This window comes from Acinetobacter sp. QJM3NY_42 (assembly GCF_056173745.1).
Window position 1 is genome coordinate 2,403,024 of sequence record NZ_CM149689.1, and the last position, 19,211, is coordinate 2,422,234.

General features: G+C 43.2%; 18 protein-coding genes. 4 read left to right on the forward strand and 14 right to left on the reverse strand.

Going from position 1 to position 19,211, the window contains the following annotated elements:
• Window positions 1–197 precede the first annotated feature (197 nt).
• From ligA to AC0VYT_RS11410, 5 genes are all read right to left on the reverse strand, one after another.
• Window positions 198–2,234: an NAD-dependent DNA ligase LigA gene (ligA, locus tag AC0VYT_RS11390; RefSeq protein WP_005404910.1), complete on the reverse strand. Its 2,037-nt coding sequence runs from the start codon at window positions 2,232–2,234 to the stop codon at window positions 198–200.
• Between the two features lie 75 nt (window positions 2,235–2,309).
• Window positions 2,310–3,320, reverse strand: coding sequence for a cell division protein ZipA C-terminal FtsZ-binding domain-containing protein (locus AC0VYT_RS11395; RefSeq protein WP_005018834.1), 1,011 nt, complete (start codon window positions 3,318–3,320; stop codon window positions 2,310–2,312).
• Between the two features lie 2 nt (window positions 3,321–3,322).
• A complete protein-coding gene (gene smc, locus AC0VYT_RS11400; protein WP_005018833.1) occupies window positions 3,323–6,772 on the reverse strand; it encodes a chromosome segregation protein SMC in 3,450 nt (1,149 codons plus the stop codon).
• 10 nt (window positions 6,773–6,782) lie between these two features.
• On the reverse strand, window positions 6,783–7,478 hold the full coding sequence (locus tag AC0VYT_RS11405; protein WP_005018832.1) for a GntR family transcriptional regulator: 696 nt from the start codon (window positions 7,476–7,478) through the stop codon (window positions 6,783–6,785).
• Between the two features lie 150 nt (window positions 7,479–7,628).
• Window positions 7,629–8,438 (reverse strand): sulfite exporter TauE/SafE family protein, encoded by an 810-nt coding sequence (locus AC0VYT_RS11410; protein WP_248130383.1) that lies wholly within the window; start codon window positions 8,436–8,438, stop codon window positions 7,629–7,631.
• A 30-nt stretch (window positions 8,439–8,468) separates the two neighbouring features.
• Between AC0VYT_RS11410 and AC0VYT_RS11415 the strand changes: the two genes are divergently transcribed.
• Window positions 8,469–9,215 (forward strand): biotin--[acetyl-CoA-carboxylase] ligase, encoded by a 747-nt coding sequence (locus tag AC0VYT_RS11415; protein WP_005027555.1) that lies wholly within the window; start codon window positions 8,469–8,471, stop codon window positions 9,213–9,215.
• A gap of 17 nt (window positions 9,216–9,232) precedes the next feature.
• The gene (locus AC0VYT_RS11420; RefSeq protein WP_005018826.1) at window positions 9,233–9,967 is read left to right on the forward strand and encodes a type III pantothenate kinase; all 735 of its coding nucleotides are present in this window, start codon (window positions 9,233–9,235) and stop codon (window positions 9,965–9,967) included.
• Here the strand turns inward: AC0VYT_RS11420 and AC0VYT_RS11425 are convergent.
• Together AC0VYT_RS11425 and ffh are read right to left on the reverse strand one after the other, a co-directional pair.
• Entirely contained in the window at window positions 9,949–10,515 is a 567-nt protein-coding gene (locus AC0VYT_RS11425; protein ID WP_005406582.1) for an RBBP9/YdeN family alpha/beta hydrolase, read from the reverse strand. The genes AC0VYT_RS11420 and AC0VYT_RS11425 overlap by 19 nt on opposite strands.
• A gap of 156 nt (window positions 10,516–10,671) precedes the next feature.
• Complete coding sequence (gene ffh / locus AC0VYT_RS11430) at window positions 10,672–12,087, reverse strand: signal recognition particle protein (RefSeq protein ID WP_005018824.1); 1,416 nt, start codon at window positions 12,085–12,087, stop codon at window positions 10,672–10,674.
• A 144-nt stretch (window positions 12,088–12,231) separates the two neighbouring features.
• On the opposite strand from ffh, the gene AC0VYT_RS11435 reads away from it, so the two are divergent.
• Window positions 12,232–13,041, forward strand: a complete 810-nt coding sequence (locus AC0VYT_RS11435; RefSeq protein ID WP_005018823.1) for a cytochrome C assembly family protein — start codon at window positions 12,232–12,234, stop codon at window positions 13,039–13,041.
• 43 nt (window positions 13,042–13,084) lie between these two features.
• Here the strand turns inward: AC0VYT_RS11435 and AC0VYT_RS11440 are convergent, their stop codons facing one another.
• The gene (locus tag AC0VYT_RS11440; protein WP_005018822.1) at window positions 13,085–13,852 is read right to left on the reverse strand and encodes a class I SAM-dependent methyltransferase; all 768 of its coding nucleotides are present in this window, start codon (window positions 13,850–13,852) and stop codon (window positions 13,085–13,087) included.
• 216 nt (window positions 13,853–14,068) lie between these two features.
• On the opposite strand from AC0VYT_RS11440, the gene AC0VYT_RS11445 reads away from it, so the two are divergent.
• Window positions 14,069–15,010: a tRNA-dihydrouridine synthase gene (locus tag AC0VYT_RS11445; protein ID WP_005018821.1), complete on the forward strand. Its 942-nt coding sequence runs from the start codon at window positions 14,069–14,071 to the stop codon at window positions 15,008–15,010.
• 30 nt (window positions 15,011–15,040) lie between these two features.
• Here the strand turns inward: AC0VYT_RS11445 and AC0VYT_RS11450 are convergent, their stop codons facing one another.
• The 6 genes from AC0VYT_RS11450 to AC0VYT_RS11475 all read right to left on the reverse strand — a co-directional run bounded on the left by AC0VYT_RS11450 (window position 15,041) and on the right by AC0VYT_RS11475 (window position 19,150).
• Entirely contained in the window at window positions 15,041–16,084 is a 1,044-nt protein-coding gene (locus AC0VYT_RS11450) for a DUF1176 domain-containing protein (RefSeq protein WP_005018820.1), read from the reverse strand.
• A 113-nt stretch (window positions 16,085–16,197) separates the two neighbouring features.
• Window positions 16,198–16,791 (reverse strand): DUF2939 domain-containing protein, encoded by a 594-nt coding sequence (locus tag AC0VYT_RS11455; RefSeq protein ID WP_034433235.1) that lies wholly within the window; start codon window positions 16,789–16,791, stop codon window positions 16,198–16,200.
• Window positions 16,792–16,919: 128 nt separating this feature from the next.
• The gene (locus AC0VYT_RS11460; RefSeq protein WP_026443988.1) at window positions 16,920–17,156 is read right to left on the reverse strand and encodes a hypothetical protein; all 237 of its coding nucleotides are present in this window, start codon (window positions 17,154–17,156) and stop codon (window positions 16,920–16,922) included.
• A 231-nt stretch (window positions 17,157–17,387) separates the two neighbouring features.
• Entirely contained in the window at window positions 17,388–17,768 is a 381-nt protein-coding gene (locus AC0VYT_RS11465) for a hypothetical protein (protein ID WP_005018812.1), read from the reverse strand.
• 99 nt (window positions 17,769–17,867) lie between these two features.
• Complete coding sequence (locus AC0VYT_RS11470) at window positions 17,868–18,254, reverse strand: ribonuclease E inhibitor RraB (RefSeq protein WP_005018810.1); 387 nt, start codon at window positions 18,252–18,254, stop codon at window positions 17,868–17,870.
• Window positions 18,255–18,484: 230 nt separating this feature from the next.
• Window positions 18,485–19,150 carry an RluA family pseudouridine synthase gene (locus AC0VYT_RS11475; RefSeq protein WP_005018808.1) on the reverse strand — a complete coding sequence of 222 codons (666 nt, stop codon included), beginning with the start codon at window positions 19,148–19,150 and terminating at the stop codon, window positions 18,485–18,487.
• Window positions 19,151–19,211: the final 61 nt, after the last annotated feature.

The window sequence follows — 19,211 nt, forward strand, 5'->3', positions numbered from 1 at the left end:
TTGTAGATATATCTACTTATTGGCAAGGGCTTTTGATGGCGAAATTATACACACTTACAAGAACAATACATCCATTTCAAAATATTTTTTCAGTCTTTTTTGTAACTGTAAAAGCCTTGCTACGTAAGGCTTTGAAAACATTTTCAATGCACTAAAAAACAGCATGAATATGGATAAACCATGTAATTTAATTTACATTAAATTACTTGACCATAGGTTTCCATTAGCTCAATAAACTGCTTTTCATTTAGTGTCTGAATATTAAGCTTTTGTGCCTTTTCCAGTTTTGACCCAGCCTTTTCCCCGGCAACCACACATTTAGTTTTGGCAGATACACTGCCACTTACACGTGCGCCTAAAGCTTGTAACATCTGGGTAGCCTGTTCGCGTGTAAGGTGCTCAAGTGTGCCTGTTAAAACCCAGCTTTCACCATTCAATGGCTGGCGCGTTGAGGCAATTGGTGCATCCCAATGGATGCCTGCGGCCAGCAATCGATCAATTACTTCCAGATTATGTTCTGCACGGAAAAAGTCATAAATCCATTCGGCTGTTATATCGCCTACATCAGGCACTTTTTTCAAGCTATCTACATCTGCCTGTTGCAAGGCTTCTAGGGTTTGAAAGCTGTTGGCCAGCATCCGTGCCGTTGTTTCACCGACACCTCGTATCCCCAAGGCATAAATAAAACGGGCCAGTGTAGTTTTTTTACTTTGTTCAATTGCATTGATCAGGTTCTGAACTGATTTTTCACCCATTTTTTCAATGCCAAGCAACGTATTCCGATGCTGGTGCAGATGATAAATGTCTGAGACATCTTTCAACAGTTCAAGATGCAGCAGTGACTCTACCCAGCGGTCCCCCAGACCTTCAATATCCATAGCCTTGCGGGACACAAAATGGCGAATTGATTCAATTCGCTGTGCTGCACAATATAACTCTCCCGAACAGCGGGCCAAAGCCTCACCTTCCGGCATCACTACAGGTGAGGCACACACAGGACAGGTTTCCGGTAGATTTATGACTTCGGCAGTGTCCGGACGAAACTCAGGCCAGACTTTTTCCACTTTAGGAATCACGTCTCCGGTTCGGTAAACGCTCACTGTATCGCCAATTCTTACATCCAGACGGTGAATCTCGCCAATATTATGTAGTGTTACATTGGATACTGTTACACCTCCGACAAATACCGGATTTAACCGGGCAACAGGCGTCAGGATACCTGTTCGTCCTACCTGCCAGTCTATATTCTCTACTGTAGTGAGGGCTGCGATTGCAGGGAACTTATAGGCAGTTGCCCAGCGCGGTTCCCGGCTTAGAAAGCCCAGCTGTTTTTGCTGTTTAAGGCTATCTACCTTAACCACCATGCCATCAATTTCCACACCCAGGTCAGCGCGCTCTTCCATAATTTTTTCATAGCGGCGCTGTACTTCTTCAATCGAATCACATAAAAATTGCCGTTCGGCAATTTCAAAACCCAGATCACGTAACCAGTGCAGACTTTCGGTCATGGAGTTTAAGTGATGTTCTGGTTCACACTGGGCAATTCCATAAGCATAAAAGGCCAATGGACGCGCAGCGGCAATACCCGGATCTAACTGGCGAAGGCTTCCAGCAGCAGCATTGCGCGGATTGGCAAATATTTTTTCACCTTTGGCTTCATTTTCAGCATTTAATTTTAAAAAACCGGTTTTAGGAATTAGAACTTCCCCTCGCACTTCCAGCAATTTAGGTATAGCAGCCTGATCAGAATAAAGGTACTTTGGCAAATTACGGATAGTTTTAACATTCTGGGTAATATCTTCTCCAGTTTCTCCATCACCCCGCGTTACCCCACGTACCAGCTCACCATTTTCGTACCAGAGTGAAATAGCCAGCCCATCGAGTTTTAACTCAACCTCATACTTGACCTGTTGCCCCGGAAGACGCTCCTCTACCCGACGGGCAAACGCGAACAGGTCTTCCTTATTAAACACGTTTCCGAGCGACAGCATCGGCACTGCATGTCTGACTGACATAAACTTGCTCAGAGCTTGTCCACCTACACGACGAGTCGGCGTATCATTTTGAACAAGATCCGGATACTGCTCTTCGAGTGCTTTTAACTGATGAAACAGGGAATCATATTCATTATCGGAAATACTGGGCTGATCCATTACATAATAAGCGTGATTATGCTGTGCGATCAGCTGTATAAGTTGACGCATCTGCGTCACAATGCCTGCTGTAGATTCCATAAGATTCACCATATAAAAGGGCGGATACTCCCGCCCTGATGCTGCTTTTAATCTGTTTTTTAATTAAATGCCGGATCAGACACTGACATGATCCGGCCGGTAATCAATCACCTGATGACGCCAGTGCTCTTTAAGCTGTGGCGTAAACTCAAGATTCTGTTCATCATATACTTTACCATCAATTTCCCGCGCAATCAGGCCGGCAATACTGGTCATCATATCAAAACCGGTAATAGCATTCGGATTTGGCAATGCCAGAAAGAAAGCCAAACCCTGTACTTGCTCGGTAGACAGACTTTCAAGGTCAAAACCTGCTGGACCTTCATCAGTAATACGCAGTACAGAGAACATCAGTGGACTTTGTTCTTCTGTTTTTTCATAGCGGTGGAAGCAGGACATCTCACCATAACGCAGACCATATTTTAACAATACCTTCAGGGCCTTATCACCTGATAGAGCACGGCGCGGATTTGGATAAACATTCAGTGCAATAATCTGCTGCGCAGTTGCTAGAGCACTTTCATCATCACAGCGCTGCTGTTCATGTAAATGTACATCAAGGATATTGCTTTCACCATCAAACTCGGCAATTTCGGCAGTTTCAATAGTGGGATTCAAGCTAAATTCCGGCTCTTTTGGCTCAGACCCATCAGCCACTTCAGTTGATTCTGAAGTTGTCTTTTCTACTTTCTTTACTTGCGCCTGAGTTTCACTCAAAGCAATAGCTTCTGCAGGTGCTTCTGGCTGAGCCCGAGTTTCAGCCTTATCTGTAGAGACAGACTGAGAAGCAGATACTTCAGGTTCTGAAGCTTGTTTAGAATGTTGTCCGGCTGTTGGTACAGACTGTTGAGTGGCCGAGCTCTGATCAAGCTGTGGTTCTTTGCGCACTGTTGGTGTAACCGCACTCTCGCTGGCCTGTAGCTGGTCACGGACATGACGGGGAATCACCGGCTTGTTGCTTTGCGGGTCTATATAAAGTTCAGATTCGAGTGAGGGTGCCGTATTTGGCTTTTTCAGCATCATACGCAGCCCGACCAGAATAATAATAACAGCAACAATAATCCCTATCAGGGTAGTGACTTCCATACTTATGCCTCCGCGACTAAACCGTATTCTTTTGCTTGTTCTAAATTGACTGTGACTAATTTTGATGTTCCTGGCTCAGGCATGGTTACACCGAGTAAGTCTGTTGCCATGGTCATTGCAATTTTATTATGTGTAATGTAAATGAATTGTACCTGTTCAGAAAGTTCTTTTACCAAATTACAAAACCGCTGAACATTGGCATCATCTAAAGGTGCATCAACTTCATCCAGTACACAAAACGGAGCCGGATTTAGCCTGAAAATTGCAAATACCAAGGCCAGTGCAGTCAGTGCTTTCTCTCCACCTGACAATAAAGCCAGAGAACTGTTACGTTTCCCAGGTGGCCGTGCCATTAATTTAATACCAGATTGCCAGTCATCTTCCAAGCTCAGACTGGCCTCACCGCCATTAAAGACTTTAGGAAATAGTACCTGTAGCTCGGCATTTACCTGATCAAAAGTACTCATAAACAGCTTACGGGTTTCCTGATCGATACTCTTCATGGCATTTTTTAGCTGCTCTACAGTATTTTCCAAGTCCCGCATCTGATGACTCAGCTCTTCAAAACGCTGGCTTACCTCATCATATTCCTGCGAAGCAGCCAGATTTACTGCACCAATTTTTTCAAATTTTTGCTGTATTTTTTCGAGCTGTTGCTGATGACCAGACAAATCAATCTTTAGCCCTAGAACCGGCTCGCTATTTAATTCTTTAAGCTGTTCAGTATAATGCAAAAAGTCTGATTTGGCCGCCTGCCAGGCTAGACGCTTTTCTTCCAGCTCGGTACGCAAAGACTCATCCTGCTGCTGAAAACGATAACGCTGTTCCGTCAGTTGCTGTTGTTTTTCCTGAACCTGATTCAGTTCAACTTGCCATTTATGCCAGCTTTTTTCTAAATTTTCAGTAAGTTGCTGCTGCTGTGAAAATTGCGACTCCAGATTAGGTAACTCCAGCTGAATAGGGTCAACAAATTTTTTAGACTGCTCTATTTGCGTTATAATCTGCTGATACTGGACTTTTAAAAATGAAGCATCTTTTTCCAGCAATTCAATCTGTTGCTTGGTTTGCATTGCCTGCCGGCGTATTAAATCCAGCTCCTGTTGGGCATGTTGCAGATTTTGCTGCATACTTTCCAGCTGCTCAGTCAGTTCTTCAAATTGGAACTGCTGGGCTTTATAGTTTGGCAGTATCTGCTCGAGCTTTAAATCTAGGGCATGCAGATCAATTTCCAGATCATCCTTTTGCATGGCATCTTCTTGCAGCTGAAGATCAAACTGTTGCAGCTGGATATGTAATTGCTGCTGCTGTAATTTCAGTGCCTGTGCGGTACTTTGTATTTTAGCAATGCTGATATCAAGCTGCTGTAATACTGTTTGCTGCTGCTTAAGCAGATCAAGCTGTAATTGCTGTTGATGCTGCTCAGTCTGGACTTGCTGCTTGACCGTTAACAGCTGAGCTTCTTGCTGTTCCAGCTGCTCACCAGACTGCATTAATAATGCTTCGATTTCTTCCAGACGGATACGGTGGCTTAACATACCTTGTCCGGCTTGGCTGTCATCATCATAATAAAGTGCAATGGCCCAATCTGCACCTACATGATAACCATCGAGTGTCAGGATGGACTGACCAGTATGCAGTTTATCCTTTAAATATAGCGCTTCAGATAAAGTTGTAGCGACCGCAACCTGAGTCCATAAAGAATAATGTGGTGTTTCAATCCAGTTGGCTAAACAGGGTAAGTGGTCCAGTTGAATGAGTTCATCTGAATGGCCTTTAAGTTGTCTTGAAATGTTCTCGCTGAAGCTTTGCCCGGTCTCTAGCACATGTGCAGTCAGCCATTTAGACAGAAACTTTTCAATGAGGCTTGCATATGGTTTGGCCTGCTTGTTCAGTTTAAGTATTTGTACTAACTGTACCTGGTCTTTCTGGATTACCGGGCCATATTGAGTCATCAACTGTTTCAGGTTTTTCTGTTCAGAATATAGTATCTGAATTGATGATTTCAGCTCTCCCAGTTTACTGCTCTTTTGTGTATAGACTGATTCAAGCCCGATAATTTTCTGCTTTCTTGTATTAATCTGCAGTTCTAAAACTTCAATCTGCTGTTGCAACTGCTGTTTTTCAGTATGTCGCTGTTCAAGCTCATCTGATTCATACTGCTGTTGAAGCTGGGCAATCTGGGTATGTAAGGTTTCACGTTGCTGTTCAATCCGACCAATATTTTTTAAGAGCTGCTCGGTCTGCGCCAACATCTGCATTTTCTGCTGTTGCTGTTTTTCGACCTGTTGTTTGAGCTGCTCAAACTGTTGCCCTACCTGTTGCTGCTGGGCTTTTAAAAGTTGTATATCCTGAGTCCGACCTTGGTGCTGCTGTTCCTGTTGCTGTGTCTGCTCATCCAGCTGTTCCTGTTGCTGATACAGATTTTCCAGCTGAAGCTCAATCAACTTCAGCCGTTCTTTAGTCTGAACTTTCTGCTGCTCAAGCTGGTTAAGCATCGTGGTGTTTTGCTGAAATAGTGACTGCTTCTGTTCCAGCGTCATTTTGAGTTCAGCCATTTTTTTTTCAGCTTGCTGCCACTCACTCTGTAAAGGGGCAGATTGCTGCAATAACCGCTGAAACAGCTCGCTGGTCGAGGTCAGATTATGCTCTAGAGTATGTAGCTCAGAACGCACCAGTTTAAAAGACTCTCCCAGTTCATTCATCTGCAAGGTATATTCCTGCTGCAAATGCTGGCTTCGTTCACATTGCACAGAGAGAATTTCGATTTTAAGGGTACGAATCCGGTTTTCCAGTTCCTTGTACTGAACTGCAGTTTCGGCCTGTTTTTTTAAACTTTTTAGCTGACTTTTAAGCTCTAGCGCAATATCTTCCAGACGGGATAGGTTTTGAGTGGTATGTTCAAGATGTAGCAGCGTTTCTCGGCGACGGGCCTGATAACGTGAAATACCGGCGGCCTCCTCAATGAAAACCCGCATTTCATCAGGTTTGGCATCTACCAGCCGGTTAATCATGCCCTGTTCAATAATGGCATAGGAACGTGGGCCCAAACCGGTTCCCAAAAAGATATCGGTTATATCGCGGCGGCGGCAGCGCGTACCATTAAGAAAATATTCAGACTTACCTTCACGGTTAACCTGTCGACGTACAGCCAGTTCGTTATATGCATTGTAGGCGCCGCCCAGTTTTCCATAGGTATTGTCAAAGCGGAGTTCGACACTGGCCATACCCACAGGTTTTCGTTTTGCTGTACCGGTAAAAATAACATCCTGCATGCTGCCACCTCTCAGCTGACGAGCACTAGACTCGCCCATTACCCAGCGAATAGCGTCAATCACATTAGATTTGCCACAGCCATTTGGGCCTACCACTGCACTGCGGCTATCTCTGAAATTCAAGGTGGTTGAATCGGCAAACGATTTGAAGCCGGAAAGTTTTAAACTGCTTAAACGCATAGTGTCCTGATTAGCGACGCGAGCGACGGGCCCAAGCTAATTCGATCTGTTTCATTCGTGTCAGCGATTCCAACACAAGGTTGCGCAAGTGTCGACAAAAATCTTCCATAAATAAAGTGGCTTGTTGTGAATTTCGGTTCAAAATAGCATCAATCACTAATTTAAACAGTTCAAATGACTCCTGCAGCTCACGACGTGAAGTATTTAAGGTCAGAAAATAACTGCGTCTCAAAGAAGGTAACAGCTCATTCAGAAATTTCATCAAATAGAGATTGACAACTAATCCTTGCTGCTCCATCAGATATTCGAAAATCTGATCATAAAATTTTTCTGTATGGCCATGTTTTACCTGCTCCTGCAAATAAACCAGAAGTTGCTGTAGAATTTGGGCATCTGTACCACGCCAGCCCTGACTGATTTGCTGGACCACCTGCCCGAGCAGCAAGCAACTGGTATCAAATAGCGCTCGAACCTGTTGAGGCGACATTTCAGCTACAATTGCCCCCCGACGCGGATAAATCTCAATTAGATGAGTACGCTCTAATAAAAGCAGTGCTTCACGGACTGACCCACGGCTGACATCCAGCTCCTTGGCAATTCTCAATTCCTGTATCCGTTCACCCTCAACCAGTTCTCCGCTGATAATCTGTTCAGCAATGCTTTTAGCAATTTGTTCAGAGAGACTGTCTGTTGCTTTAACTGTCATGACTCACCTACTTTTATTTATATAAACTGCACTGAATGCAGTTTTTTATTGGTAAATGAATTGTTGACAGCTTTAAACTTTAAAACTATGTCATTGTCGGACAATTTTCAGGTATTTTAGGTCAATTCTCACATCATGAAAGAGAAAGCTTTAGAAATAAATACTGACTGCCTGATAAATAAAATATACACCTACGACACTCAACAGTCCGGCAAAGCACTTTTTGAGCATAACGGGAGAAAGCATATGGGCGACTCTGGCACCCAGCTTGGCAGTAATGAAACTCATTGTACTGATACCAATAAATGCATAGATATGAACATAGCCAATCGCATTTGGCACTTCTACATTTGCCTGGTGTCCAAACCAGATAAAGCCCAAGGCACCTGCAATGGCAATTGGTAAGCCACAGGCCGCAGAGGTAGCTACAGCCTTTTGCATGATCACACCATGCCGGTTTAAATAAGGCACTGTCAGACTGCCTCCACCAATGCCAAAAATGGCAGAAGCTATACCAATACCTCCTCCGGCCAGCATTTGTACCGGTGCAGAAGGTAATGTGCGGTCCGGATTTACCTGAACATGTGCGCCCCTGAACATCTTGTATGCAACCCATATGGCAAACAGCCCAATAGCCAGCTGCAGATGCTGTCCAGACAGCAGATCTGCCACACCCGCTCCCAGAAAAGAACCAAGAACCAAGCCAGGAGCCAAGTTTTTAAACACTGCCCATAATACGGCACCGCGTTTATGATGTGCCATTACCGAACTGATTGAAGTAACAATGATGGTGGCTAAAGAAGTACCAACCGCCATATGCATCAGCACATTCGGATCATAATTTAACTGGGTAAAAACGATATAAAGAATAGGTACAATAATCAGGCCGCCGCCTACTCCAAACAGACCGGCAGCAAAACCTGCAATTGCACCAATCAGCAAATATATGATTAACTCCATCATTAATTTCTCATTTCTCTTTATTTCAATATGGATTTAGATTCCCGCCGGCTCCAGCAACTACTGGCGCAAACACACCATTGCCCTGAGGCAGTAGTACTTAAAGCAGAGACCACCTCAACCAATGATGATGTCCGTGAAATTGCACAGAAAGGAATAAAGTCTGCACTGGTCTGTAGTGCCAGACAAACTCAAGGGCGTGGCCAGCATCAGAGGCCTTGGGTATCGCCTGAAGGAAACATTTATTTAAGCACATTGTTGCAGACAGGAACAGCAATAGACGGCCGGCTGGCTCTTGAAATAGCCCTGAATATCTTGCAATGCCCTTCTTTACAACCCCTTAAACTTCAGGTCAAGTGGCCAAACGACCTTTACAGCCATCAGGGGAAATGGGGCGGCATTCTGGTGGAACCAATTACTGCACAGCAAGCTATTATTGGCGTAGGGATCAACATTTACCAGATACATGATGTACTCGACCAGTCGGTAACTTCGTTGACACAACTGGGTTTGGCTCAAATAGATTTAATGCAACTTATCGCTGAACTTTATCATGCCATCCAGCAGGCAGGAGAATGGTTTAGTCATGGTAGCCATCAGCTGGCAAACCGCTTTAATCATCATGCCGCTTTTTTAAACGATATGGTTTACTTCGAGCATCATCAAGGTATTGCTGAAGGAAAATTCATCGGAATTCAAAATGATGGCGCAGTTACGTTACAAATCGCTGATGAAAGCCATACTTTTTATCAGGGCCGCTTACGCCGTCAGCAGTAAAAAATCAGGGTTGTGCTATGAGAGAGTTATGGTTAGATATTGGCAATACACGCCTGAAATACTGGATTACTGAAGATCAACAGGTGATTGAACATGCAGCCGAGTTGCATTTACAGTCACCGTCTGACTTGCTGTTAGGTCTGATTCAGCACTTTAAAAGTTTAGATTTATCCCGGGTTGGCGTATCTTCGGTTCAGGATAAAAAAAATAATGATCGTATTTATAAAATTTTAAGGTTCCTGAATATTCCTGTAACTTTTGCCAAAGTTCATGCTGAATATGCTGGCCTTGAATGTGCCTATGATGTCACGCAGCTCGGTATTGACCGCTGGCTGCAGGTTCTTGCCGTAGCCCGGCCAAAACAGGACTTATGTATCATCAGCTGTGGAACAGCACTGACTATTGATCTGACACACGGTCATCAGCATTTAGGTGGATATATTTTGCCGAACCTCTATCTGCAACGTGATGCATTGATTCAGCACACTAAAGGAATTCGTATTCCTGAAGCAGCTTTTGATGACTTGAGCCCTGGCCGTAATACACTCGATGCAGTACACCATGGAATATTATTAGGCCTCCTCAGTACTATCAAGCATGTCTTGCTACAGTCCCCCCGTCAGTTAATTCTGACTGGAGGCGATGCACCACTGTTTGCCCGCTTCCTTGAGCAGTATCAACCTGAAGTTGAAACTGATTTACTGCTCAAGGGGCTACAACGTTATATTCATTATTATTCAGTCAGCACATAAGGTTCAATCGCCTGCCACACCTCCGGCAGCTCGGTACAGCCTTCAGAGTCAATAAAGTGCCCTTGATGCTTAGCCTGGATAACTTCAGCATCCAGGCTTTTAGCCTGTTCCAAGCTAAATTTTGGTGGTACACGGTCATCACCCTCTGAATAGATCACAACCCGATGTTCTATCTGCTGCTTTAACAGTTCCAGGTCAATTTTGCAGGCATCAATAAAAGGGTCAACCTCTTCAAGACGCCCTAAACGTCCGTTAAAGCCTGCTACTAGTACCAATTGTTTGATCTTCTGGTTCTTTAATTGATGTGATAAGTAATGCAAGGTGGCAATACAGCCCAGACTGTGACCAATAAAGATACTGTTTTCATTAATCTCTTTAATTTGCTCAGCCATTTGCTGATCCCAGTCTTCCAGTTTAGGAGTTGTTGAAGGGTCCAGACGTAGTACCTGCAAACTGACATTTTGCTGTTTGGCATATTGTTGAATCCAGGGAAACCAGTTCTGTTCAGGGCCAGCGGTATAACCATGAACTACAATAACCTGTGTCATTTTTCTTCTCACTTTTGACGATGAATGCCTTGAGTGTGCCGTAAACTATGACTGATTCGGGTAAGCAAATGTTGGGTTTTCTTAACTTTAAAATATATAAATTCTTAAGCTTGAAAATAAAAAAGAGCGCTTAGTGCGCTCTGTTTTTAAATACGATTAAGGCTTTTTCTGCGGGTCGTTTCCGCCAAAAAGCGGGCCTGCGCCACCACCGCCACCAAACTGTTTTTGCAGATTGCCAAGTGAACGCATCATCTTGCTCATACCTGCGGGATTGGAGAACTTTTTCATCATTTTTGCCATCTGAGCATGCTGTTTAATCAGTTTATTGACTTCGGCAACATCCATACCACAACCAGCAGCAATACGTTTTTTACGGCTCGGATTAATCAGATCAGGATTACGGCGCTCTTTTACAGTCATAGACTGAATGATAGCTTCCATTTTCTTGACCTGCTTTTCAGGATTAGCCTGCTCTAGCGCCTGCTGAATTCCTGAGTTGCTCATACCTGGCAACTTGTCCAGAAAACCCATCATGCCGCCCATTTTGCTCATCTGTTCGAATTGCATCAGCATATCTTCAAAGTTAAAACTGCCACCTTTCTGCAGTTTCTTCGCCATTTTTTCGGCTTTTTCTTTGTCGATCTTACGTTCAACTTCTTCGACCAATGACAGAACATCACCCATACCCAGAATACGCTGTGCAACACGTTCCGGATGGAAAGGTTCCAGGGCATCAAGTTTCTCACCCATCCCCAGAAATTTGATTGGCTTACCGGTAATAGCACGCACTGACAATGCCGCACCACCCCGCGCATCACCATCAGTTTTGGTCAGGATCACGCCAGTCAAAGGCAAGGCATCATTAAACGCCTTGGCAGTATTTGCAGCATCCTGACCAGTCATGGCATCTACCACGAACAGGGTTTCAGTTGGCTGAATGGCGGCATGGAGTGCTTTAATTTCGCCCATCATGTCATCATCAATATGCAGACGGCCTGCAGTATCGACAATCAGCACATCAGCAAACTTGATCTTGGCCTGTTCTATGGCACGATTCGCAATAACAATCGGATCTTCATCAGCACTTGACTCAATAAATTCTGCGCCGACTTCATTCGCAACGGTCTGAAGCTGTTTAATCGCTGCCGGGCGGTAAATATCGGCAGAAACCATTGCTACTTTTTTCTTTTGACGTTCTTTTAAAAAGCGAGCCAGTTTTGCAGCAGTTGTCGTTTTACCAGCGCCCTGCAAACCTGCAAGTAGTACTATAACCGGAGGCTTTGCAGCTAAGTCAAGACTTTCATTAGCCTCTCCCATCATTTTGGTCAGTTCGTCATAGACGATCTTGACAAAAGCCTGCCCAGGAGAAAGTTGGCTCATAACCTCCTGACCCAATGCCTGTTCCTTAACTTTCGCAATAAATTCACGAGTTACAGGTAACGCAACATCGGCTTCAAGAAGCGCCATACGTACTTCGCGTAACGTATCTTTAATATTGTCTTCGGTCAGTTGCCCTGAGCCAGTAACATTTCTTAAACTCTGCGTGAGTCGTTCTGTTAAGGTATCAAACATTGCAAAATCCGCTTAAAATGGCCAGTTGCAAAAAATCTTTCCTAAAAATAGAAAATTTATGCATAGAATGCTATAGGATACTGTAGTTCGCGTAGAATTTATATCTTATAACTTCAATATTCATAGTCCGAGAAAAGGTTTGACATGCTCAGTCTCCCCTTGGTTTTTACGATCTTAGCATTAATCGCTTATACCACATCATTCTGGTATTTGTTTGTTAATTTAATGTCTAAACATCAACCAAACCATGGGCTCATCGGCGTTATGCTGGGCTTAGGACTTTTTCTGCATGCAGCAGTATTGTATAGCGATATGCTTACACCAGCGGGCATTAATTATGATGTTTTCAACCTGATGTCTTTCACCTCAGGACTGATGCTGCTGTTGAGCCTGCTTTTTAGTACTTACCGGCCGGTATTGGCCTTAAACCTGTTAGGCATACCTGTAGCGGCAACCGGTCTGGTCATGGGATTCGCTTTTAGCCGTCCAACCCAGATTATTGAGCAGCGGGATTTAGGTTTAGACCTGCACATTATCTTATCATTATCTGCATACGCGGTTCTGCTGATGGCAACTATTCATGCGGTGCTGCTCTGGTTCCAAAACCGTGAACTTAAAAACAAACAGAAACGCCGGATTTGGGTGAATTTATTGCCTTCTGTTCAGGCAATGGAATCCCTGCTATTTGACCTGATTATTACCGGCTTTATTTTACTTACGATTGCCTTGGGTCTGGGTTTCTTTACTGTTGATAACTTCTTCGCCCAGCATCTGGCTCATAAAACGGCTTTTAGTATCATTTCCTGGTTTATTTATGGTGCCCTTTTACTTGGGCATTACAAATTCGGCTGGCGTGGTCAAAAGGCGATTCGCTTTACATTAGTCGGTTTTCTTTTGCTGGCCATTGGCTTCATTGGTAGCAAATTTATTTTAGAAATGATATTAGGCCGTTAAATAAAATTGAGTTTTTCTTGAATCTCAGTTTTACGCCAGCTTCTTATTTTAATACTGGATGTACACGACCAATACGCAAGGCTAATGGCCATTTAACCAGTCTGGTCTGTTGAGGATTGCCCCACATTGCCACTAATTCGGCTCGAAGTGACTTTAAGGGATCAATACCCAAGCTCTGTCTGGCCTGTTTTAATGCAGACCACGTACTGATATACCCGAGAAGCTGTTCCAGATTCCACATCATGTGCATGTTCAGAGCAGGTGTTTCAACTGGTTGAAATGGAAAAGCCAAGTTCTGGTATTCATCTTCTACATGGCGCCGTTCGGGAGGCCAATAAGGCATGATGGTGTCGTAGTAAAAATGTTGAATAGGTGCATTTACCTCTCCGTCTACATGTAACACACCATAACTTATCAGAGCGATTATGGCATCTGGACGTGCAACCCGTCTCACCTCTTCATAAAAACTTTTCAGCTTAAACCAGTGCGCGGCTTGCGCGACCGTGATCAGATCTACACTTTCTCCGGGTAGTCCACTATTATCTGCCAAGGCAGTTTTATAGTTTATCCGTTGATGTGGCTGAGCCTTGGCAATCTGCTCTGTACTGGCATCTGTCGCGACTACCTCATCAAAATACTCGGCAAGCAAGATCGAAAGTTGGCCTGTACCGCAGCCACAATCCAGTGCACGCGCACAAGATGGAGTAAGCTCGGCCAGCATTTTGGCTAATATATGGGGGTAGTTCGGCCGGTACAATGCATACTGTTTCGAGTCTTTCGAAAAATGGTCCTTAAACTGTCGGTTTTCCATGGGAACCCATCCTGCCTGAGTTTGAATAAAACTTTGTACAATGCAAAGCCTATCCTGTTGCTATCTATTAAAATAGTTAAAATACAAAGTAGCTTAGTTGATTAATTAATCCTCATAACTTAGTGTAATTCTATTAAAGCTTATTTTATCTCGATTCTGGACATCCCACTTAAAAATGCGTATAACGCTGTTTTTTCATTGTCCAGGTAAGACACTGTGAAACTTGTTCTTGCGCCTATGGAAGGCTTAACTGATCCGATTATGCGGGATGTACTCACACATGTGGGGAGCTTTGACTGGTGTGTGACCGAGTTTATTCGTGTTACGGACTCTGTTCTGCCCGATCATATCTATTACAGTTATTGTCCTGAATTAAAAACTGAAGGTAAAACAGCCGCAGGTACTCCGGTTCATGTCCAGTTTTTAGGCAATAATCCTGAAATGCTGGCGGCAAATGCAGTACGCGCTGCTATACTGGGTGCTCCCGCAATCGATATGAATTTTGGCTGCCCGGCAAAAACTGTAAACCGCCATCGTGGTGGTTCTGTACTCCTAGATGAACCAGAGGTTGTATATGAGCTGGTAAAAGCTGTACGTGATGCAGTCCCGGCCCATATTCCAGTTTCGGCTAAAATGCGCTTAGGCTATATGGATCGTAACTTTATGCTGGACAATGCGCATGCTATTGAAGACGCAGGCGCATCTTGGGTGACAGTTCATGCCCGTACCAAAGCTGATGGTTATACTCCGCCTGCGTTCTGGGACCAGCTGCAACCCATTCGTGAGGCCCTGAAGATTAATGTAATTGCCAATGGCGAAATCTGGAACAACACTGATGCACGTCAATGCCAGCTAGAATCTGGCTGTGAAGACTTAATGATTGGACGTGGTGCCGTTACCACCCCTGATTTAACCCAATGCATCCGCAATAACTCAGATGAACCCCTACTTTGCTGGCAAGATCTGTTAGATTTACAGAGACGCTTTATCAATGGCCCATCCAAAACTGAAATCGGTATGGTTGGCCGTTATAAACAGTGGTTAGGCATGATGTCAAAACATTATCCAGAAGCAAAAATGCTGTGGAATGAAATCAAACGTCTGAAAAAAATTGACGAAATTAATGAAAAGATCACAATACAGCTGGCCAGTCCGTAAAATTAAAATATGACAGACTGGCCATACCACTTACTTAACTTGTGAAACAAAAGTAGGTAACTGCCAGGCTCCACCTGCAAAACCTTTGCATTGACCAGTGGTTGCATTGTAACTTTCTACAAAACCGTTACTGGTCCAGACCCACTCCTGCCGGCTCCAGCAGTCCCCCAAGCCACGTCCTTTATGATGGGCAAAAATTTCACCCTCACTAAAACTTGAACCCTGTGTAGTTGCCAGATGCTTGACCTGTTTAAGTTGAGGGTCCATCACCCAGTAACCTGAACCGGCATTATAGGCACCACGCCAGCACGGACTTTCAACTACAACATTCTGCCTGTCTAATGGATAGACCGTTATCTGGTCATGATCAAGATAATTTGCTTCAAATAAAATTGGACAGCCTTCCCGGTCTGCTGTTTTTTTAAATTTAGTAATTAGTGCTTTGGCTTGCGGGCTATTTAAGGCGAAATATCGTGCTGTGCCCGGCCGGTAGGTTTTAGTAAGTACTGGCATAGACTGGGCCTTGATTACTTTATCTTGGCTAACATTTCCAGAACGAATCAGAGCAGATGCAGTATCTACCCGGTTCTGAAAGGCATCCATTTTAAGTAATACTGCGGTTGCACCCTGATCAGATAGTTGCCACTGCTCCTTACCCAAACTGAAGACAATCTGGCTACTGCCCTTCAAGGCAGTTAAAAGATGCTGAGTCTGCTGTTTAGAGAGCGTACCACGCGCATTGTCTCTTTTTAGTATAATACTGCCTAGGGGGCGACTATTAATATATAAACTAAGATGAGGAGTACCTTTAATCTGTTCCAGAAATTTCTCGTCTTCATGACTAATCTGGACCTGAGCCAGCACTGCGGTATCTGGCCCAGCCTTACGTGTCAACAAAACTGATACCGGATGAGAGATGTTTTCTTCAGTCTGATAACCGGCAGCACGACAGGTACCTGTATTTTCACAGGCGAGTGACCAGTCTTTATATTCAAAGGCCAAACTGGCAGAGGCACCAGCCAGACATAATGTGGGCCACATTAAAATAGCGCCGAGACCAAATACTGTTTTCATATTGGCTTCCTGTACTTATTTTATTGTCCCTGATATTGAATTGCATCTGCCCAGATGCCTAGTTTGAAATTGTAAATAAAAAGAAATAATTATAGTTTTTTAAATTTTTTTATTTACTGAGGCAGTTCAATGGCCGTAATTTTCCAGCTCCACCCACTACGACTCAAGATAAAGCTGGTATACCTATTAGCTGTAGGTACCTGAACTCTAAACCTGTTCATGCTCAAATACCCAGCCTTGTAATTTAAAGCTGTTTGTGAAGAAGATGCTGAAGCAACAGATGCCCCAGATAAGAATGAGGCAGCAGCTTTTTTAGGTTCAGGCAGATGATAAACAACTGAAGAGCCTTCATACCGGGTGAGCCGGATTGCTTCTGAGAACTCCTTCCCTTGTAGTAACAGTGCGACACCATATGGATTAACCAAAGTTTCTACCAGGTAGTTAGTCAAGTCTGTTGTAAGCTGCGCACCAAATTGCTCAAACGGATTAGAGCGTTGCTCAAAACCCATTTTTTGCTCTAAGTATTGGCTTAGCTGACTTTTTAAGCTTTGCCGCACAGCCGGATAATCGATATAAGATGAAAGCTTGCCAGGCTGATTCTCCTCAACTGCCTGCTTAACCTGATAAAGTACCCAATAAGGTGATGCAAACCACCAACCGGCAATCAATAATACCAATAATCCACTGAATACTTTCAGAATTTTCATATAACCTTTATACCATTTCATCTAAACTGGTGATGTTTATTTATTGCATCATTGGTTTCAGTTTTAGTCTTCTTTCAGCTATTCAGTTTTTATCTTAAAATCTCTGTGCCTTAGTTAATTCTTACTTTTTATTGAGCATACATTATAGTAGCAAAGGCATCACGCACATGCTGATTAATATAAGCTGTGAGTCCTTTACCACTGACTGCAAGCTGCTTCATCTTTTCGACATGATGTTCGCCCGCACTAATATAGGTATAGACATATTGTTTGGCTGATCCTTTAAACTGCACCATGATATAGTCCGAACCAATATAATAAAATTCAATATGGGATTTACCGCTAACGTCTTTATATGCTTCCAAGATCAGGCCCACCTGTCTCTTAACACAGTCGCCCTATTCTATCCTGCAAGGCGAGCAACTGATTTTTTAATTTACGTTGTATTAGTTTAATCTTTCAGCCCTACCGCTTTGTATAATTTTGATCAACGGGCAAACGCTGAAAAGCAACCTGAATACTTCATGTATTTAAATAATGGCTAATAAGTTCAGCTGCCATAAAATTAGGCTTCCCATGATAAAAGATACTTATAATTATTTTTCAGGCTCACATTGTACCGGCATTGCGAAACCCTCACCCTGAATAAATCCAGTCTGGTTATTTTCATTTATTGCCAGAATAAAATTGGCTGCAATATCTTTTTGTCCATCCATTGCCAATTCATTCGCTGAGGCTAAAAGATGCTGCCGGTCATATAAAATTTTTGCTTGTCCTGACCAACAAGCGCTATAGGCACAAACCTTTAACTCACCAGCTTGCTGCAGCTGGATATACATCGGCGTAAAATTTTCCTGATTTATTTCACAGCCACGCGCACCACAATAGATTTCGAAATCATGATTTTTGCAGCTCCAGTTGGCTGCATAAGTCAAAGGGCTAGCCAACAGCAGGCTTAAAAATAAAGTACGAATCATGACCGATTAAATCTAGAAAATTTATCGGCCAAAATAGCGTACTTAATATCAGAAACAAAATACTTTTATTTACAATCTTGAGGTCAGATCAAAATTTTATCAGGATGAAATATTAGGACTTTCTTCTTCATCTTCATAGATATAAGACATGCAGCCCCAACCATCATATTCGCCGTCAAATTCTCCAGCAATTTTAGTAAACCATTCTTCTAGGTCCACAATATCTTCATGTTCAGGAATCATATTAATATGAATATTTACTATCCATAAGTTTGCCCCGTCAGTCTGCTCGTCTTCCTGAAACATGGAAACTTTTTGTTCCTGCTGCAGTAAATGTAGCGCGCACTTTTCTGCCAGTTCCTGAGTTTTAAAAACAATAGAAAATTCGACCTCATGCAGGTCGCTCAAGTCATTGCCATCTTCATACATTTGCCAAAGTACATCGCCATTTTCATCGTCAGGAAATTGCTGATAGTCACGAGTCATGAGATTATCCTTGTTATGCTTGTGGTCATTATAAATAAATCATCATTATTCAATATCAGCACAAAGATTAATCTATTTTAATTTCACATAACCAGCTTAATTCTGTTTCTAATTAATTCATGATGATTTTAAATATAAAGTTTATAACCATAGACCTGGTTTAAGAACCACCTGTTTTATATTTAAATTAATTTATACAGCCAATATACCAGTCTAAAGATCACCTGTGATTAAAACGGGATAGCCATATTAATTTCAATCAAATCTTTGCTTAGCGGTTGCTGAAAAGCCAGGTAACTGGCATGCAATGCCATTCGCTTTAAGTAAAAACCACCAGGTTCAGGATGATATAACTTGTCTCCCATAATAGGATGTCCAATATATTGCATATGTACTCTTAACTGGTGCGAACGACCAGTTATAGGTGTCAGCAATACTCGGGTCATGTCATGCTCCTCATGATATTGAAGTACCTGAAATAAGGTTTTAGCCGATTTTCCCAGTTCAAAATGTACGATTTGCCGCGGACGGTTTTCCCAATCGGTAATTAATGGCACATCAATACTGCCCTGTTCGTTAAGCTGGCCCTGTATCAGCGCAACATAGCGCTTGGTTACGGTACGTGCCTGAAACATTTTGCTGATCGCGACTTCTGCATCACGATGTTTGGCAAACATCAGGATACCTGAAGTTGCCATATCCAGCCGATGGGTGATCTTAGCATGTGGATATTTTTCTAATAGACGTAGATATGCGCTGTCCTGATGCTCAGGCAGACGTCCGGGTACAGAAAGTAATCCTGCTGGTTTATCTATAATAATTAAATCATCATCTTCATATATAATAGATAATGGCTGTTGCGGCGGTGCATAGATAAAGGGTTGATTCAAAGCCATGCGGTTATATGAAGAATGAATTAGCCCGAAAAATAACAAGGGATTATACAGCTGTCAATTC